Here is a 14,073-nt window from a genome sequence, read left to right as displayed (position 1 = left end):
TCAGTCCCACTCCAGTCCACCGCGACGCCACACGTAGGCGTACGCGATGAAGACGGTGACGATAAAAATGACCATCTCGATCAGCCCGAACAGCGCCATCTGGTCGAAGGCCACCGCCCACGGGTAGAGGAAGATGATCTCGATGTCGAACACGATGAACAGCATCGCGGTGATGTAGTACTTCACCGGGAAGCGGCCACCGCCGACCGGCTGCGGGGTCGGCTCGATCCCGCACTCGTACGAGTCGAGCTTGGCCCGGTTGTAGCGCTTCGGGCCGACCAGCGCGCTCACTGTGATGCTGCCCGCCACGAAGAGCGCCGCGAGCACACCAAGGGCGAGAATCGGTACGTAAGGGTGCATCGGTCTCGAGCTCCCTCTCCTTCAGCCGGTGGTCTGTCTGTTTCTGTCTGTTTCGGAACAGCACTGTGTTATCAGTACCGCTGTGGCTCAGCTCACTCGCCCCGCCGGTCAGGCCGCCGGTGCGAGTTTCGTGAGGCCGTTGATGATCTTGTCCATCACGTCCCCGTCACGCGGGTCGGTGAGGTTGGCCAGCAACTTCAAGGTGAACTTCATCAGCGTGGTGCGCGGCAGACCGTACTTCGTGCACAGCCGCATCACCTCCGGATTTCCGATCAGCTTCACGAAGATCCGGCCGAGCGTGTAGTAACCGCCGTACTCCTGCTTCAGCGCCTTCGGGTACGCCGTCAACGCGCGCTCCCGCTGGTTGGGTTGCCGGCGCAGTGCCTGGGCGGCGACTTCGGCGGCGAACGCCCCGGACTCCATCGCGTACGGGATGCCTTCGCCATTGAACGGGTTGACCATGCCGCCGGCATCACCCAGCAGCATGAGTCCGCGGGTGTAGTGCGGCTGCCGGTTGAAGCCCATCGGCAGCGCGGCCCCGCGGATCGGGATGGTCTGGAACTCGTCGCGGAACTGCCACTCCGCCGGCGTGTTCTTCAGCCACTGCTTCAGCAGGTCGGCGTAGTCGACCTTGCCGAACGCGTCGGAGGTGTTCAGGATGCCGAGGCCGACGTTGACGGTGCCGTCACCCATCCCGAAGATCCAGCCGTACCCCGGCAGCAGCACCTTCTGGCCCGGCTGCTTCGGGTCGTCGGCCCACAGCTCGAGCCACGACTCGAGGTAGTCGTCGTCGGTGCGCGGGCTGGTGAAGTACGTCCGGACGGCGACACCCATCGGGCGGTCGTCGCGCTTGTGCAGGCCCATCGCGATGCTGAGCCGGGACGAGTTGCCGTCGGCCGCCATCACCAGGGGCGCCCGGAACTCGAGGTCGGCACCGGCGCGGCGGCCGTTGTCGTCGACCGGCTTCGCGGTGACACCGACGATGAAGCCCTTGTCGTCGAGGATCGGGCCGGACACGTTGGTCCGCTCCCGCAGCCGCGCCCCGGCCTTCACGGCCTGCCGGGCGAGCATGTCGTCGAAGTCCATCCGGTTCCGGGTCAGGCCGTAGTTCGGGTGGCTGGCCAGATCCGGCCAGTCCAGCTGCAACTGGTGCCCGGCGCCCTGGATCCGCAGCCCGTAGTTCCGGATCCAGCCGGCCTCTTCGGAGATGTCGATCCCCATGTTGATGAGCTGCTTGGTCCCCCGCGGCGTCAGCCCGTCCCCGCAGACCTTCTCCCGCGGGAACGCGGTCTTCTCCAGCAGCAACACGTCGAGCCCGGCATTGGCCAGGTGGTACGCCGCCGCGGACCCTGCGGGCCCCGCGCCTACGACGATCACATCCGCGGTCTCGGCCTGCTGCCCTGCCGACGCGCTCTGGCTCATCTCATCCTGGCCTGGAAGTTGGGCTTGTTCACTCGTGAAGCGATTCACGAGGTCTGGTCACCCGACAGTCTAGGACTGCCTGACTCGGACACGAAACCGGCCCGGTTCCCCTTGCCCACAAGCAATTTATGCGCGGAATTCCTTGCGTAATTACGCCGGCTTGACGGCTCGGTGGATGGCTACCAGGCCGCCGGTGAGGTTGCGCCACTGGACCCGGGTCCAGCCGGTGGACTCGATGGTGCGGGCCAGGGGTTCCTGGGCGGGCCAGGCGCGGACGGACTCGGCCAGGTACTCGTAGGCCTCGGGGTTGGTGGAGACGGCCTTCGCGACCACGGGAACCGCCCGCATCATGTACTCCAGGTACGCGACCCGGAACGGCTTCCAGGTCGGGTGCGAGTTCTCCAGTACGACGAGGCGCCCGCCGGGCCGGGTCACCCGGAGCATCTCGCGCAGCGCGACGGTGACGTCGTTCACGTTCCGCAGGGCCCACGAGATCGTCACCACGTCGAAGGTGTCGTCGGCGAACGGGAGCTTGAGCGCGTCCCCGGCGATCAGGTCGAGCTCGGGGTAGCGGCGCTTGCCGACCCGGAGCATGCCGACCGAGAAGTCGCACGACACCACCTCGGCGCCGGCCTCGCGCAGCTTGATGCTGGACGCACCGGTCCCGGCCGCCAGGTCGAGGATCTTCATCCCCTTCCGCGGCGCGATCTCGGCCAGCGTCGCCGGCCGCCAGTGCAGCTTCTCCAGACCCATCGTCGCCACCGCGTTGGTCCGGTCGTACCCCTCGGCCACGTTGTCGAACATGGCCGCCACGGCGTTCGGCTCTTTGGTGAGATCTGCGCGGGTCACGTGTCTAGTTGATCACGGGCCTGAGTGGCACCGAAATTCGCTGGACATCGGGCAGGCATACGCTTGCATCTCGTGAGTGCATCTCCAGGGAGCAGACCGGCCATCGTGACCCGGGGCCGGAGCGCGAGCGAGGAGGGGTGTCGTGGCCTTGTCTGACCCGGTCCGATCCGGTCATCAGCCCGTCCCCCACTTAGTCATCCGCAGCGTGCCCGTCGACGGCGTGTCGGCGCAGCTGATGGACCATCTGCCGACCGACAGCGGCCTGGCCTGGGTACGGCGGGGCGACGGTCACGTCGGCTGGGGCGTCGCCGCCCGTCTCGACGTTGCCGGTGGCAACCGCTTCCACGAGGCGGTGGCCTGGTGGCAGGAGCTGACCGCGGCCGCGGTGATCCGCGACGAGGTCGGCGTACCAGGCTCGGGCCTGGTCTGCTTCGGATCGTTCGGCTTCACCGACCAGGACCCGAGCCAGCTGGTGGTTCCCGAGGTGATCGTCGGCCGCCGCGGCGGCACCACCTGGGTGACGACGATCTCCCCGGCGAGCTCGATCGCCGCACCGCCCGAGCTGGTCACCCACGAGCCCTCCCCGGTGTACGACGTGACGTTCGCCGACGGCGCGCGCTCCGGCACGGCCTGGTCGAGCATCGTCGCCGACGCGGTCCAGCGGATCACCGCCGGCGAGCTCGACAAGGTGGTGCTCGCCCGCGACCTGATCGCGATCGCCGAGCAGCCGATCGACCTCCGGTGGCCGTTGCGCCGGCTGGCCTCGGCGTACCCGAACTGCTGGACGTTCTCCGTCGACGGACTGATCGGCGCCACCCCGGAGCTGCTGGTCCGGCGGGAGCGGGGCCTGATCACGTCGCGCGTACTGGCCGGGACCATCCGCCGGACCGGTGACGACGCGCACGACCTGGCGCTGGCCGCGTCGCTGGCCCGGTCGAGCAAGGACCTCGAGGAGCACGAGTACGCCGTCCGTTCGGTGGCGGAAGCACTGAAGCCGCATTGCACCTCGATGAACGTGCCCGAGACACCGTTCGTGCTGCACCTGCCGAACGTGATGCATCTGGCCACCGACGTCGCCGGCGTCGCCAACAACGGCGCCTCGGCCCTCGGCCTGGCCGCCGCCCTGCACCCGTCGGCGGCGATCTGCGGTACGCCGACCGACGTCGCGCGGGCGTTGATCGGTGAGGTCGAGGGGATGCGGCGCGGCCGGTTCAGCGGACCGGTCGGATGGATGGACGCGGCCGGGGACGGCGAGTGGTGCATCGCGCTGCGCTGCGGCCAGGCCGACCCGGACGACCCACGCCGGATGCGGCTGTTCGCCGGCGCGGGCATCGTGGCCGGCTCCGATCCGGTCGCCGAACTGGCCGAGACGAACGCCAAACTGGTTCCGATGAGAGACGCGCTGGGAGACTGACTGTGAAGCTGACGAAGTTCGCGCACGCCTGTGTCCGCCTGGAGAAGGACGGGAAGACGCTGCTCGTCGACCCGGGATCGTTCAGTGAGGACGCGGCGTTCGAGAAGGCGGACGCGATCCTGGTGACGCACGAGCACCAGGACCATCTGGACATCGAGCGGGTCGCCGCTCTCGACGTACCCGTCTACACGAACGCCGGTGTCGCCGCGCAGCTGACCGCGCTGGGTGACAAGGTGCACGTGGTGGCCGGTGGGCAGTCGTTCGAGGCGGCTGGTTTCTCGGTCAGTGCCTATGGCAAGGACCACGCGGTGATCCTGCCCGAGTGGGGCGTGCCCTGCGAGAACATCGGCTTCCTGATCGACGACGCCGTGTACCACCCGGGTGACTCGTTCACCCAGCCGGACCGCGCCGTCCACACCAACCTGGTGCCGATCTCCGGTCCGTGGTTCGCGCTGCCGCCGGCCGTCGACTACGCCCGCGCGGTCAAGGCCGAGCAGCTCGTCGGCATCCACGACGGCCTGCTCAGCCCGATCGGCCTCAGCATGATGCCCCGCTTCCTCAACTCCGACGACCGCCCCTACAAGGCCCTCGCCCCCGGCGACACCCTGGACATCAACTGACCCTGAACAGCCGCTACTCGGCAGGGTTCGGGAAAGGCCAGCGGCGTCCGATCGCGACGTGGAGGATGGTCGCGGTGGCGAGGGCGTTGAGGGCGGCGTGGCCGACCCAGTCGTCGGCGGTGTTGTGCGTCAGGTGCATGGCCCTGTTGGCGATTGCCTGCAATGCGACTGCCAACAGGGCTGCCAGGGCGAGGGTGGCCAGCAGGAGGGCGACGCGTTCGACGGTGGGACCGAGATTGCCGAACCAGCCCTCGAACAGCATGCCGAACAGCAGGCCGGCGGCGATGAAGCAGCCGCTGAGCGCGGTGATTCGCGCAGGAGCCAGCCCCAGCAGTTCACGCAGGACGAGGTAGCTGACGATCCCGCCGCCGATCACCGTGACGTGGGCGATGGTGAGGCGAGCCGCTCGACTCGCGACAGTCGCGAACGGCCAACCGCGCCAGACGACAAAGAAGAGCACCTGCCAGGCGCCGATCAGGACCAGCGTCGCGCCGAGTACGGCGCCTGGCACCGGGCCGTCCCGCGCGATCACGCCCGAACCGGCCGGCGACTCGATCTCGACGACGGTCAGGTAGCCGGCGATCGCGATGGCCCAGGCGATCGCGACCGCAATCGGACCGGCGACCAGCGGGTGCAGGCGCCGCAGCGGCCACCCCTCACCGACGAGCGTGATCTGGAGCGTGACGACGAACGCCAACCCGGCGAGCGGCATCGTCGCCGGAAACGTCGGTACATGGCCCGGACCGGGTGTGGGATCGAACAGGGCCGCGGGATCGAGGCGACCGGCCAGGGCCTGACCGGCAGCGCTCAGGACGATCGCACCCGCAATGATCAGCACGGTGTCGGCCCAGCCGGACCAGCTACTGCGCAGCCGGGTGCCCGGCCAGTCCTCCCACCAGAAGGCGATCATCACGACCAGCGGCAGGGAGAACGTCACCAGCGGCGCGAGGACGCGAATCGACCCTTCGCCGCCGGCACCGATCGCCAGCGCCACCGCGACCGGGACGACGAGCAGCAGGCCGAGCAGCCCGAGTGCGGGCTGCCGGGACGATCGCGAGCCGGTACCGCGTGGTTGCGAGAGCGGCGGTCGTTCCGGGAGCCGGGAGCGGCCGGCGGGCGAGGGGGGACCCGCCGGCCCGACAGTGTTCATCGCCCGGCGTCGGCCGGATCCATCACGAGCTCCGGCGCCATCGGCAGGCTGCGGATCCGCCGGCCGGTCGCGTGGAAGACCGCGTTCGCGATCGCGGCCGCGACCCCGACCTGACCGATCTCGCCGACGCCCTTGGCGCCGAGCGGGCCGACCAGTTCGTCGTCCACGGCGACGAAGTCGACGTGGACCTCGGGGGCGTCGGCGTTGACGGGCACGAGGTACTCCGCCAGGTTCGTCTCCGCCCACCGGCCGTAGCGAGGATCCATGTGGTTGCCCTCGAGGAGCGCCTGGCTCATCCCCCACAGCATGCCGCCCATCAGCTGGCTGTGGGCCAGCAGCGGGTTGAGCACCCGCCCGGGCGCGAACGCGCCGTTCAGCCGGCGCACGCGGATCAGGCCGAGCTCGGGGTCGACGGCGACCTCGGCGAACTGCGCGCCGAACGTGAGCAGCCCGTGCGGGGTGTCCAGCGGTGGCGGCCGCCAGGTCCCGAGCGCCTCGGCGTCGGACAGGTGATTGCGCGACAACAGCTCACGGTAGGTGTCGACCGCGCCCGGACGTTCGGGAGACGTCAGGTGCCCGTCCGCCACCTTCACCGAGCCTGGTCCGGCTCCGTGCAGGGGCGACTGTTCGTCGCTGACGGCCAAGGCGATCAGCTGCTCGCGGAGCGCCGTACCGGCCGCGTGGACCGCGGAGCTGACCATGCCGGCACCGGCCGAGCCGACGGCCGCCGTACTGTTCGGCAGGTCGCTGTCGCCGGCCTGGAACTCCATGTCGCGGAGGGCGACGCCGAGGGCGTCGGCGCCGACCTGGGTGGCCATGGTGAGGACGCCTGTGCCGAACTCCTGCGTCGAGGTCTGCACGATCGCGCTGCCGTCGGCGAAGATCCGGGCCCGCGCCCGCTGCGGCGGCATGAAGAACGCGATCGGGTACGCCGCGGCCGCGACACCGGTGCCGACCAGCCACTCGCCGTCGCGGGTCGTCCGCGGAGCGGGGTTCCGTCCGGACCACCCGAACCGCTCGGCGCCGAGGCGAAGACACTCCACCAGCCCATCGCTGGACCAGGGATTGCCGAACGGGTCGACCGGCGTGTGGTTACGCAGCCGCAGCTCGACCGGGTCGATCTCCAGCTGGTAGGCGAGCTCGTCCATCGCCGTCTCGAGGGTGAACACGCCGAGCGACTCGCCCGGGCCACGGGTGAACGTCGGCGTCATCGTGTTGCCCTTGATCAGCCGGTGGATGCCGAGGAAGTTCTCGCAGCCGTAGAGCTGCGACGAGACACCGGTCGCCGGCTCGGCCCAGTCGTCGAACGGCGAGGTGATCGACAGCTTCTCGTGCCGGATCGCGGTCAGCCGTCCGTCCCGCGTGGCACCGAGCGCGATCCGCTGCTCCTGCTCCTCCCGGTGCCCGTTGGAGGTGAACATCTGCGGCCGGGTGAGCATCAGCTTCACCGGGCGGCCGACGTACCGCGCGGCCATCGCGGTGAGCGTCACGTTCGGCCACACCATCGCCTTGGCGCCGAACCCGCCGCCGACGAACCGGGTGATCACCCGGACGCGCGCGATCGGCAGACCGAGCAGCTGGGCCACCGTCTGCTGGGTGGCGCGGATGCCCTGGGTCGACTCGTACAGGGTCAGGTTGCCGCCGTCCCAGGTAGCGACCGTCGACGGGGCCTCGATCGGGTTGTGATGGTTGGCCGCCATCTTGTAGGCGACCTCGACCCGCACGTCCGCTCCGGCCAGGCCGGCCTCGACATCGCCGCGCTCGTTGCGTGCCGGCATCAGGCCGCCGAAGAGCCGCTGCGCTTCGTACGCCTGGTCGCGGCCCTCCTGGATCGAGGTGATCGACGTGGCCGGTTCGTACGAGATCCGCACCAACGACGCCGCGTGGTGCGCCTGTTCATACTCTTCCGCGATCACGAGCGCGACGGGCTGTCCGGCGTACTGGACGACGTCGTCCTGCATCGGGAAGAAGCTCTCGCCCGGAGCCGGGCCGCCGACCAGGGACGGCAACAGGTGAGGCTCGGCGGCGATCTTCGGCAGATCCTCCTGGGTGAGCACGGCCAGCACGCCCTCGGCGGCGCGCGCGGCCTCGGCGTCGATCGCCGTCACCCGCCCGCTGGCGACAGTGGCGCCGACCACGGCCAGATAGGTCATCCCGGGCAGGTTGGTCTCGGCGGAGTACCGCGCCGCGCCGGTGACTTTGGCCGGGCCGTCCACGCGGGTGACCGGCGTACCGACGGCGCTCATGACCGCCTCCCGTTCAAGCAGTGGACGAGGCCGCGCACCATCGCCCGCTGGGCGAGCTCGACCTTGAACGCGTTGTGCTCCCGTACGACGGCCTCCGCCAGTTCGGCCGCGGCCGCCTGCCGGAACGACGTCTCGTTCGCCGGATGTCCGACGAGCGCGGACTCGGCCCGGCGCGCCCGCCAGGGCTTGGTACCGACACCGCCCATCGCGATGCGCGCGCCCGCGACCGTGTCGCCGTCCACCTCGAGCGCGGCCGCGACCGAGACCAGGGCGAACTCGTACGACTGCCGGTCGCGGAACTTGAGATAGACCGAGCCGCGGGCGATCGGCGCTCCGGGTACGTCGATCCCGACGATCAACTCGCCCGGGGCGATCGGATGCTCGAGCTCAGGGGTGTCCCCGGGGAGGAGGAAGAAGTCGTCGAACGGGATCGTGCGCTCGCCGTCCGGACCGGCCGTCCGGATGACGGCGTCGAACGCCACCAGCGCGACGGCGACATCGGACGGATGCGTGGCGATGCAGTGCTCACTCGTGCCGAGGATCGCGTGGCCGCGATTGAACCCGTCGAGCGCCGCGCAGCCGGACCCCGGCTCGCGCTTGTTGCACGGCGAGACGCCGTCGCGCAGGTACGCACATCGGGTGCGCTGGCGGAGGTTGCCTCCCATCGACGCCATGTTGCGCAGTTGCTCCGAGGCGCCCAGCAGCAGAGCCCTGGAGATCGCCGGGTAACGCTCGACGACACCCGGCGTACGCGCGACGTCGCTCATCCGCGCGAGGGCACCGATGTGCAGGCCGCCGTCGGGCAGGTCCTCGACGCCGCGCAGCGGCAGCTCGTTGATGTCCACGAGGTGCTCGGAGTGGGAGATGCCGGCCCGGATCAGATCCACCTCGGTGGTTCCGCCGGCGAGGAACGCGCTGGCCGGATTCGCCGTCGCCAGCGCGATCGCGTGCCGCACGTCCGCGGCCCGGCTGTAGGTCAGCGGCCTCATGACCGTCCTCCCGCTGCGTCGCGGACGTGCCGGATCGCCGCCCGGATGTTCGGATAGGCCGCACACCGGCAGATGTTGCCGCTCATGAACTCGCCGATGTCCTCGTCGGTGCCGGCATGGCCCTCTTCGATCACCTTGATCGCGGACATGATCTGGCCGGACGTGCAGTAGCCGCACTGGAAGGCGTCGTACTCGATGAACGCCCGCTGCATCGGATGCAGCTGGTCGCCGTCGGCGAGACCCTCGATCGTGACGATCTCGTGCCCCGAGGCGGCGACCGCCAGCGTCAGGCAGGCGAGCACCCGCCGGCCGTCGATCCACACTGTGCACGACCCGCACGTCCCTTGGTCGCACCCTTTCTTGCTACCGGTCAGATCCAGGTGCTCACGCAATGCGTCCAGCAGACTGACGCGCGGCTCGAGGTCGACGACGTGCTGCCGGCCGTTGATCCGGAGCGGCACCGGGACCCTCGTCACTGCTTCTTCGACACTCGTCATGGCACGACGTACCTCCCAGCTGGTGGTGAGCCGAAGCCTCGCGCGTCGTACCGCTGTTCGTATCCGTGAGTCCCCGGCCGGATTACCGCGCCCGGGGCAATGGTCCCGGGGAACGAACCGGGTTAATTTCAGACCATGCTGGTTGATCGGCTGGTTGATCGGTACGCCGAGCGCCGGCAGCTCGACGACCTCCTCGATCACGTCCGCAGCGGACTGAGCCAGGCCCTGGTGATCCGCGGGGAGGCGGGGATCGGCAAGTCGGCGTTGCTCGAGTACCTGGTGTCCGAGGCGTCCGGTTGCCGGGTGATCCGCGCGGCGGGCGTGCAGGCCGAGGCCGAACTCGCCTTCGCCGGTCTGCACCAGTTGTGCTCACCACTGCTGGACCGGCTCGACCACATTCCGTCTCCACAACGCGACGCGCTCGGCACCGCGTTCGGCCTGCGGACCGGTCCGCCACCGGATCCCTTCCTGGTCGGCCTGGCCGCCCTCAGCCTGGTCGCCGACGCAGCGGCCGAGGAACCACTGCTCTGCACGGTCGACGACGCGCAATGGCTCGACGACACCTCCGCGCGAACTCTCACGTTCGTCGCCCGCCGGCTGTTGGCCGAATCCGTCGCCCTGGTCTTCGCCCTCCGCGACTCGGCCGACGACGAGCCCTTCGCCGGCGTGCCCCGGCTCGACGTCGGCGGCCTCCCACCACAGCACGCACGAGAGCTCCTCAGCGCGGCGATCCCCGGACCCATCGACGAGCGGGTCCGCGACCGCATCCTCGCCGAGACCCGCGGAAACCCACTCGCGCTGCTGGAACTGCCCCAGGACCTCAGCTACGCCGAGCTCGCCGGTGGCTTCGGCCTGCCCGACGCCCAGCAACTCACCCATCGGATCGAGGACACGTTCCAGCGCCGGCTCGCACCGTTGCCGTCCGACACCCGCCGGCTGCTCCTGGTCGCCGCGGTCGAACCGGCCGGGGACGCGGCCCTGGTACGTCGTGCCGCGCAACGACTGGGCATCGCCATCGACACCGTCGATCCGGCGGAGTTCGAAGGCCTGGTGCGGTTCCACGAGCGGATCACCTTCCGGCATCCGCTGGTGCGCTCGGCGATCCACCGGGAGGCGACGCCCGAGCAACGCTGGGAGGCGCACCGCGCGCTGGCCGAGGTCACCGATCCGGCGCGCGACGCCGACCGTCGCGCGTGGCACCTCGCCCACGCGGCAAGTGGCCCCGACGACACCGTCGCCGCCGAACTGGAGAAGTCCGCCGGCCGCGCCCAGGCCCGCGGCGGACTGGCTGCGGCCGCCGCGTTCCTCGAACGCTCGGCCCGGTTGACCGTCGATCCGGCGCAGCGGGCCACCCGGGCGCTGGCGGCGGCGCAGACCAAGAGCCGGGCCGGAGCGTTCGATGCGGCGCTGGACCTGCTGGTGATGGCCGAAGCCGGACCGCTCAGCGAACTGCAACAGGCTCGCGTCGACCTCGTCCGCGCCCAGGTCGCCTTCGCCACCAACCGGGGCCGGGACGCCGCGCCGCTGCTGCTCAAGGCCGCGAAGCGCCTCGAACCGATCGACACCGCACTGTCCCGGGAGACGTACCTGGACGCACTGACGGCCGCCATGTTCGCGGACCGGCTGGCCGGTGCGGACGGCAACTCGGTGGCCGTGGCACGCGCTGCCAGTACGACGCCGCGGCCGCTCGCGCCCACCCCGCCGGATCTCCTCCTGGCCGGCCTGGCCGCCAACTTCACCGAGGGCTACGCGGCCGGCGTACCGCTGCTGCGGCGAGCCGTCACCTCGTTCGGCGAGGACATGTCCGCGGCGGAGGAGCTGCGCTGGTCGTGGCTGGCCTGCGTCGCGGCCCTGCATCTGTGGGCCGACGAGTGCTGGGACGGTCTGTCCGCCCGGTACCTCGAGCTCGCCCGGACGACGGGCGCCTTGAGTGAGCTCCCGCTGGCGCTCAGCATGCGCGCGTACCTGCTGCTGTTCGGCGGCGATCTCGGCGCCGCGGGAGCACTCGTCGACGAGATCCAGACCGTGACCGAGGCGACCGGAAGCAACCCGGCGCCGTACGCCGCACTCGCCGTTGCCGCTCTCCGCGGTGAACGCGCTGAAGCCTCCACCCGGATCGAAGCCACCATCGCGGACGTGACCCACCGGGGCGAGGGCATCGGCGTCGTCGTCGCCGAACGGGCGAACGCGGTGCTCAACAACGGCCTCGGCCGCTACCGCGAGGCGATGGCGGCCGCGCACCGCGCACTCGGCCGGGTCAACGCTCCCGAAGTGCGGACCCCGGGCGCGGTGAACTGGGCCGCGACCGAGTTCGTCGAGGCGGCCGTGCGCAACGGGAAGATCGAGGCGGCGAAAGAGACCCTGGGCTGGATCACCGCGATGACCAGCGTGAGCGGTACCGACTGGGCACTCGGGATCGAGGCCCGCTCACGCGCACTGGTCAGCGACGACGGTACGGCCGAACCCCTCTACCGGGAAGCGATCGACCGGCTCGCCAGGACCCGGGTCCGCACCGACCTCGCCCGTGCCGTCCTCCTGTACGGCGAATGGCTCCGCCGGCGACGCCGCCGCCACGACGCCCGCGAACAGCTCCACACCGCCCACGACCTGTTCACCGAGATCGGCGCCGAAGCCTTCGCCGAACGCGCCCGCCGGGAACTCCTCGCCACCGGCGAGACCGCCCGCAAACGCACGCCGGCCACCACCACCCAGCTCACCGCCCGAGAGAGCCAGATCGCCCGCCTGGCCGGCGACGGATTCTCCAACCCCGAGATCGGCAGCCGGCTGTTCCTCAGCCCCCGCACCGTCGAGTACCACCTCGGCAACATCTACACCAAGCTCGGCATCACCTCACGCCACGGACTCCATCCGCCCGCCTGAAGGCCGGGTCGTTGGTGCGGATCAGGCGGTGAACTCCACGTCGACGAAGTCGGCCACCGGGCGGTAGCCGGCCTGGTGGTAGATCTTGTTCGAGGTCGGGTTCGCCAAGTCGGTGTACAGGCAGGCTTGGTTGCCCTGCGCAAGGATCTCGGCGGAGACGTGACTGGTCAGCGCACCGGCGTACCCGTGCCGGCGCCGCTCGGGCGGCGTGTAGACCGGGCCGACCCGGCAGACTCCGAAGAGCGCGAGGTGGTAGCCGACCATGCTCACCGGCTCGCCGTCGACCTCCCAGATCCACAGGGTCTGCTGTCGCAGCTTGCCTTCCGCCCACTCGCGGTATCCGCCGCCGAGCTCCTCCGCGAAACCGTCGTACCCCCACGCGCTGACGAGCTCGACCTCGTCGGCCCGCATCAGCCGCGGAGTTCCCGCGTCCGCGGGGAGCGGCGTGAGCGTGCCGAGCTTGTGCAGCCGGGTGCCCTTGGTCTGGGTCGCCTGCCCACCGCGCCGCTCACACCACCGGTCCGCGAACCGCTGGGCAGCCGGCTGGTCACCTGCGACACCAGCGAGCTCCGGCAGTACGTCGGCGTACGCGTCGGCGACCAGCTCCGCGAGGTCGGCCCGCAGCGCGCCGAGGTAGACCGCGCGCCCCGGAGTCCGCATCGCCACGCCGACGACGCCGGGGTCGTGGACGGAGACGAAGTACGACGGCCCGTCCTCGGCGCGAGCCGTCCCGTTCGCCCGCTCGTGGACGTTGCTCATGATGATCGTGTGCAGCACCGGATCCTGTTGCAGGAAAGGAAACACCGTCTGCTCGAAGGCCCGAGGGTCACTCGTCACACGCACATCCATGGCTCCGGAGAGTACGCCTCCGATCTGGTTCGGGTCGCCGGATTTACACTGCGAACATGTCCACCACGCGGTTGCTGCTGCTCGGGGTCGTGCGGATCTTCCAGCCGGCCTACGGGTACCAGCTGCGCCGCGAGCTGCTCACCTGGAACGTGCAGGACTGGGCCAACATCAACCCCGGCTCGATCTACACCGGGCTGCGGACACTGGCCAAACACGGGTACCTGCAGGAGATCGAGCAGGACGGCGCACACCGGCCCGGGCGCACGTCGTACAAGCTGACGACCGACGGCGAAACGGAGTACTTCTCGCTGCTGCGGGAGATGCTGTGGACGGTCGACGGGTTCCATCCGGACCGGATGCAGGCCGCGCTCAGCTTCCTGTGGTCCCTGCGGCGCGACGAGGTCCTGGCCGCGCTCGAGGCCCGCATCGTCCAACTCGAGCAACGCCAGAAGGCCGAGCCGTTCACCGAGCGCCAGATCCTGGAAGACCCCGGCACGCCGAACCACGTGATCGAGATGTTCCGCATCACCACGGCGCGCGACGTCGGTGAGCTCGAGTGGACGCGGTCCTTCCACCAGCGCTTAGAGGACGGCGCCTACGCCTTCGCCGGCGAACCCGCCGACTGGTCGCCCTATCCCGGCATGATCACCCACTGGGGCGAGATCGCTTCTCCACCGGCTGACTGATTCGTTCCCACGCGTGTTCGTTCCCACGCGTGCTGCGCAGCCGCTCCTTCGTCGCGTCCGCTCCGCGCGCTGCCCACCCACCCTCCGGCTTGTCGCCGGCTCGTCTCTTGC

The 14,073-nt window shown here is 70.2% G+C and carries 12 protein-coding genes; 4 read left to right on the top strand and 8 right to left on the bottom strand.

Translation table 11 applies throughout. From position 1 onward, the window contains the following. The 3 genes from ACZ6O0_RS41330 to ACZ6O0_RS41320 form a co-directional block, all read right to left on the bottom strand. Nucleotides 1–360, bottom strand: coding sequence for an NADH-quinone oxidoreductase subunit A (locus tag ACZ6O0_RS41330; protein WP_465770554.1), 360 nt, complete (start codon nucleotides 358–360; stop codon nucleotides 1–3). Between the two features lie 108 nt (nucleotides 361–468). Beyond that, nucleotides 469–1,782, bottom strand: a complete 1,314-nt coding sequence (locus ACZ6O0_RS41325; RefSeq protein WP_465770553.1) for a geranylgeranyl reductase family protein — start codon at nucleotides 1,780–1,782, stop codon at nucleotides 469–471. Nucleotides 1,783–1,932: 150 nt separating this feature from the next. Continuing rightward, complete coding sequence (locus ACZ6O0_RS41320) at nucleotides 1,933–2,631, bottom strand: demethylmenaquinone methyltransferase (protein ID WP_465770552.1); 699 nt, start codon at nucleotides 2,629–2,631, stop codon at nucleotides 1,933–1,935. A gap of 142 nt (nucleotides 2,632–2,773) precedes the next feature. On the opposite strand from ACZ6O0_RS41320, the gene ACZ6O0_RS41315 reads away from it, so the two are divergent. Further along, nucleotides 2,774–4,045, top strand: coding sequence for an isochorismate synthase (locus tag ACZ6O0_RS41315; RefSeq protein WP_465770551.1), 1,272 nt, complete (start codon nucleotides 2,774–2,776; stop codon nucleotides 4,043–4,045). A 2-nt stretch (nucleotides 4,046–4,047) separates the two neighbouring features. Next, entirely contained in the window at nucleotides 4,048–4,665 is a 618-nt protein-coding gene (locus ACZ6O0_RS41310; protein WP_465682214.1) for an MBL fold metallo-hydrolase, read from the top strand. Between the two features lie 13 nt (nucleotides 4,666–4,678). Here the strand turns inward: ACZ6O0_RS41310 and ACZ6O0_RS41305 are convergent, their stop codons facing one another. Genes ACZ6O0_RS41305 through ACZ6O0_RS41290 form a run of 4 tightly spaced genes read right to left on the bottom strand, consistent with a single transcriptional unit; the run spans nucleotide 4,679 to nucleotide 9,547 of the window. Beyond that, nucleotides 4,679–5,815, bottom strand: a complete 1,137-nt coding sequence (locus ACZ6O0_RS41305; protein WP_465770550.1) for a hypothetical protein — start codon at nucleotides 5,813–5,815, stop codon at nucleotides 4,679–4,681. Continuing rightward, nucleotides 5,812–8,061 carry a xanthine dehydrogenase family protein molybdopterin-binding subunit gene (locus tag ACZ6O0_RS41300; RefSeq protein WP_465770549.1) on the bottom strand — a complete coding sequence of 750 codons (2,250 nt, stop codon included), beginning with the start codon at nucleotides 8,059–8,061 and terminating at the stop codon, nucleotides 5,812–5,814. The genes ACZ6O0_RS41305 and ACZ6O0_RS41300 overlap by 4 nt, the downstream gene beginning before the upstream one ends. Next, nucleotides 8,058–9,050 (bottom strand): FAD binding domain-containing protein, encoded by a 993-nt coding sequence (locus ACZ6O0_RS41295; RefSeq protein WP_465770548.1) that lies wholly within the window; start codon nucleotides 9,048–9,050, stop codon nucleotides 8,058–8,060. The genes ACZ6O0_RS41300 and ACZ6O0_RS41295 overlap by 4 nt, the downstream gene beginning before the upstream one ends. After that, complete coding sequence (locus ACZ6O0_RS41290; protein ID WP_465770547.1) at nucleotides 9,047–9,547, bottom strand: (2Fe-2S)-binding protein; 501 nt, start codon at nucleotides 9,545–9,547, stop codon at nucleotides 9,047–9,049. The genes ACZ6O0_RS41295 and ACZ6O0_RS41290 overlap by 4 nt, the downstream gene beginning before the upstream one ends. 135 nt (nucleotides 9,548–9,682) lie before the next feature. Between ACZ6O0_RS41290 and ACZ6O0_RS41285 the strand changes: the two genes are divergently transcribed. After that, nucleotides 9,683–12,427: a helix-turn-helix transcriptional regulator gene (locus tag ACZ6O0_RS41285; RefSeq protein ID WP_465770546.1), complete on the top strand. Its 2,745-nt coding sequence runs from the start codon at nucleotides 9,683–9,685 to the stop codon at nucleotides 12,425–12,427. A 21-nt stretch (nucleotides 12,428–12,448) separates the two neighbouring features. Here ACZ6O0_RS41285 and ACZ6O0_RS41280 read toward each other — a convergent pair whose 3' ends face one another. Then, the gene (locus ACZ6O0_RS41280) at nucleotides 12,449–13,276 is read right to left on the bottom strand and encodes a GNAT family N-acetyltransferase (protein ID WP_465770545.1); all 828 of its coding nucleotides are present in this window, start codon (nucleotides 13,274–13,276) and stop codon (nucleotides 12,449–12,451) included. 56 nt (nucleotides 13,277–13,332) lie between these two features. Between ACZ6O0_RS41280 and ACZ6O0_RS41275 the strand changes: the two genes are divergently transcribed. Beyond that, nucleotides 13,333–13,962, top strand: coding sequence for a PadR family transcriptional regulator (locus tag ACZ6O0_RS41275; protein WP_465770544.1), 630 nt, complete (start codon nucleotides 13,333–13,335; stop codon nucleotides 13,960–13,962). Nucleotides 13,963–14,073 lie beyond the last annotated feature (111 nt).

Source organism: Kribbella sp. NPDC048837, from assembly GCF_055586945.1.
This window is presented reverse-complemented; position numbering and strand designations above follow the sequence as displayed.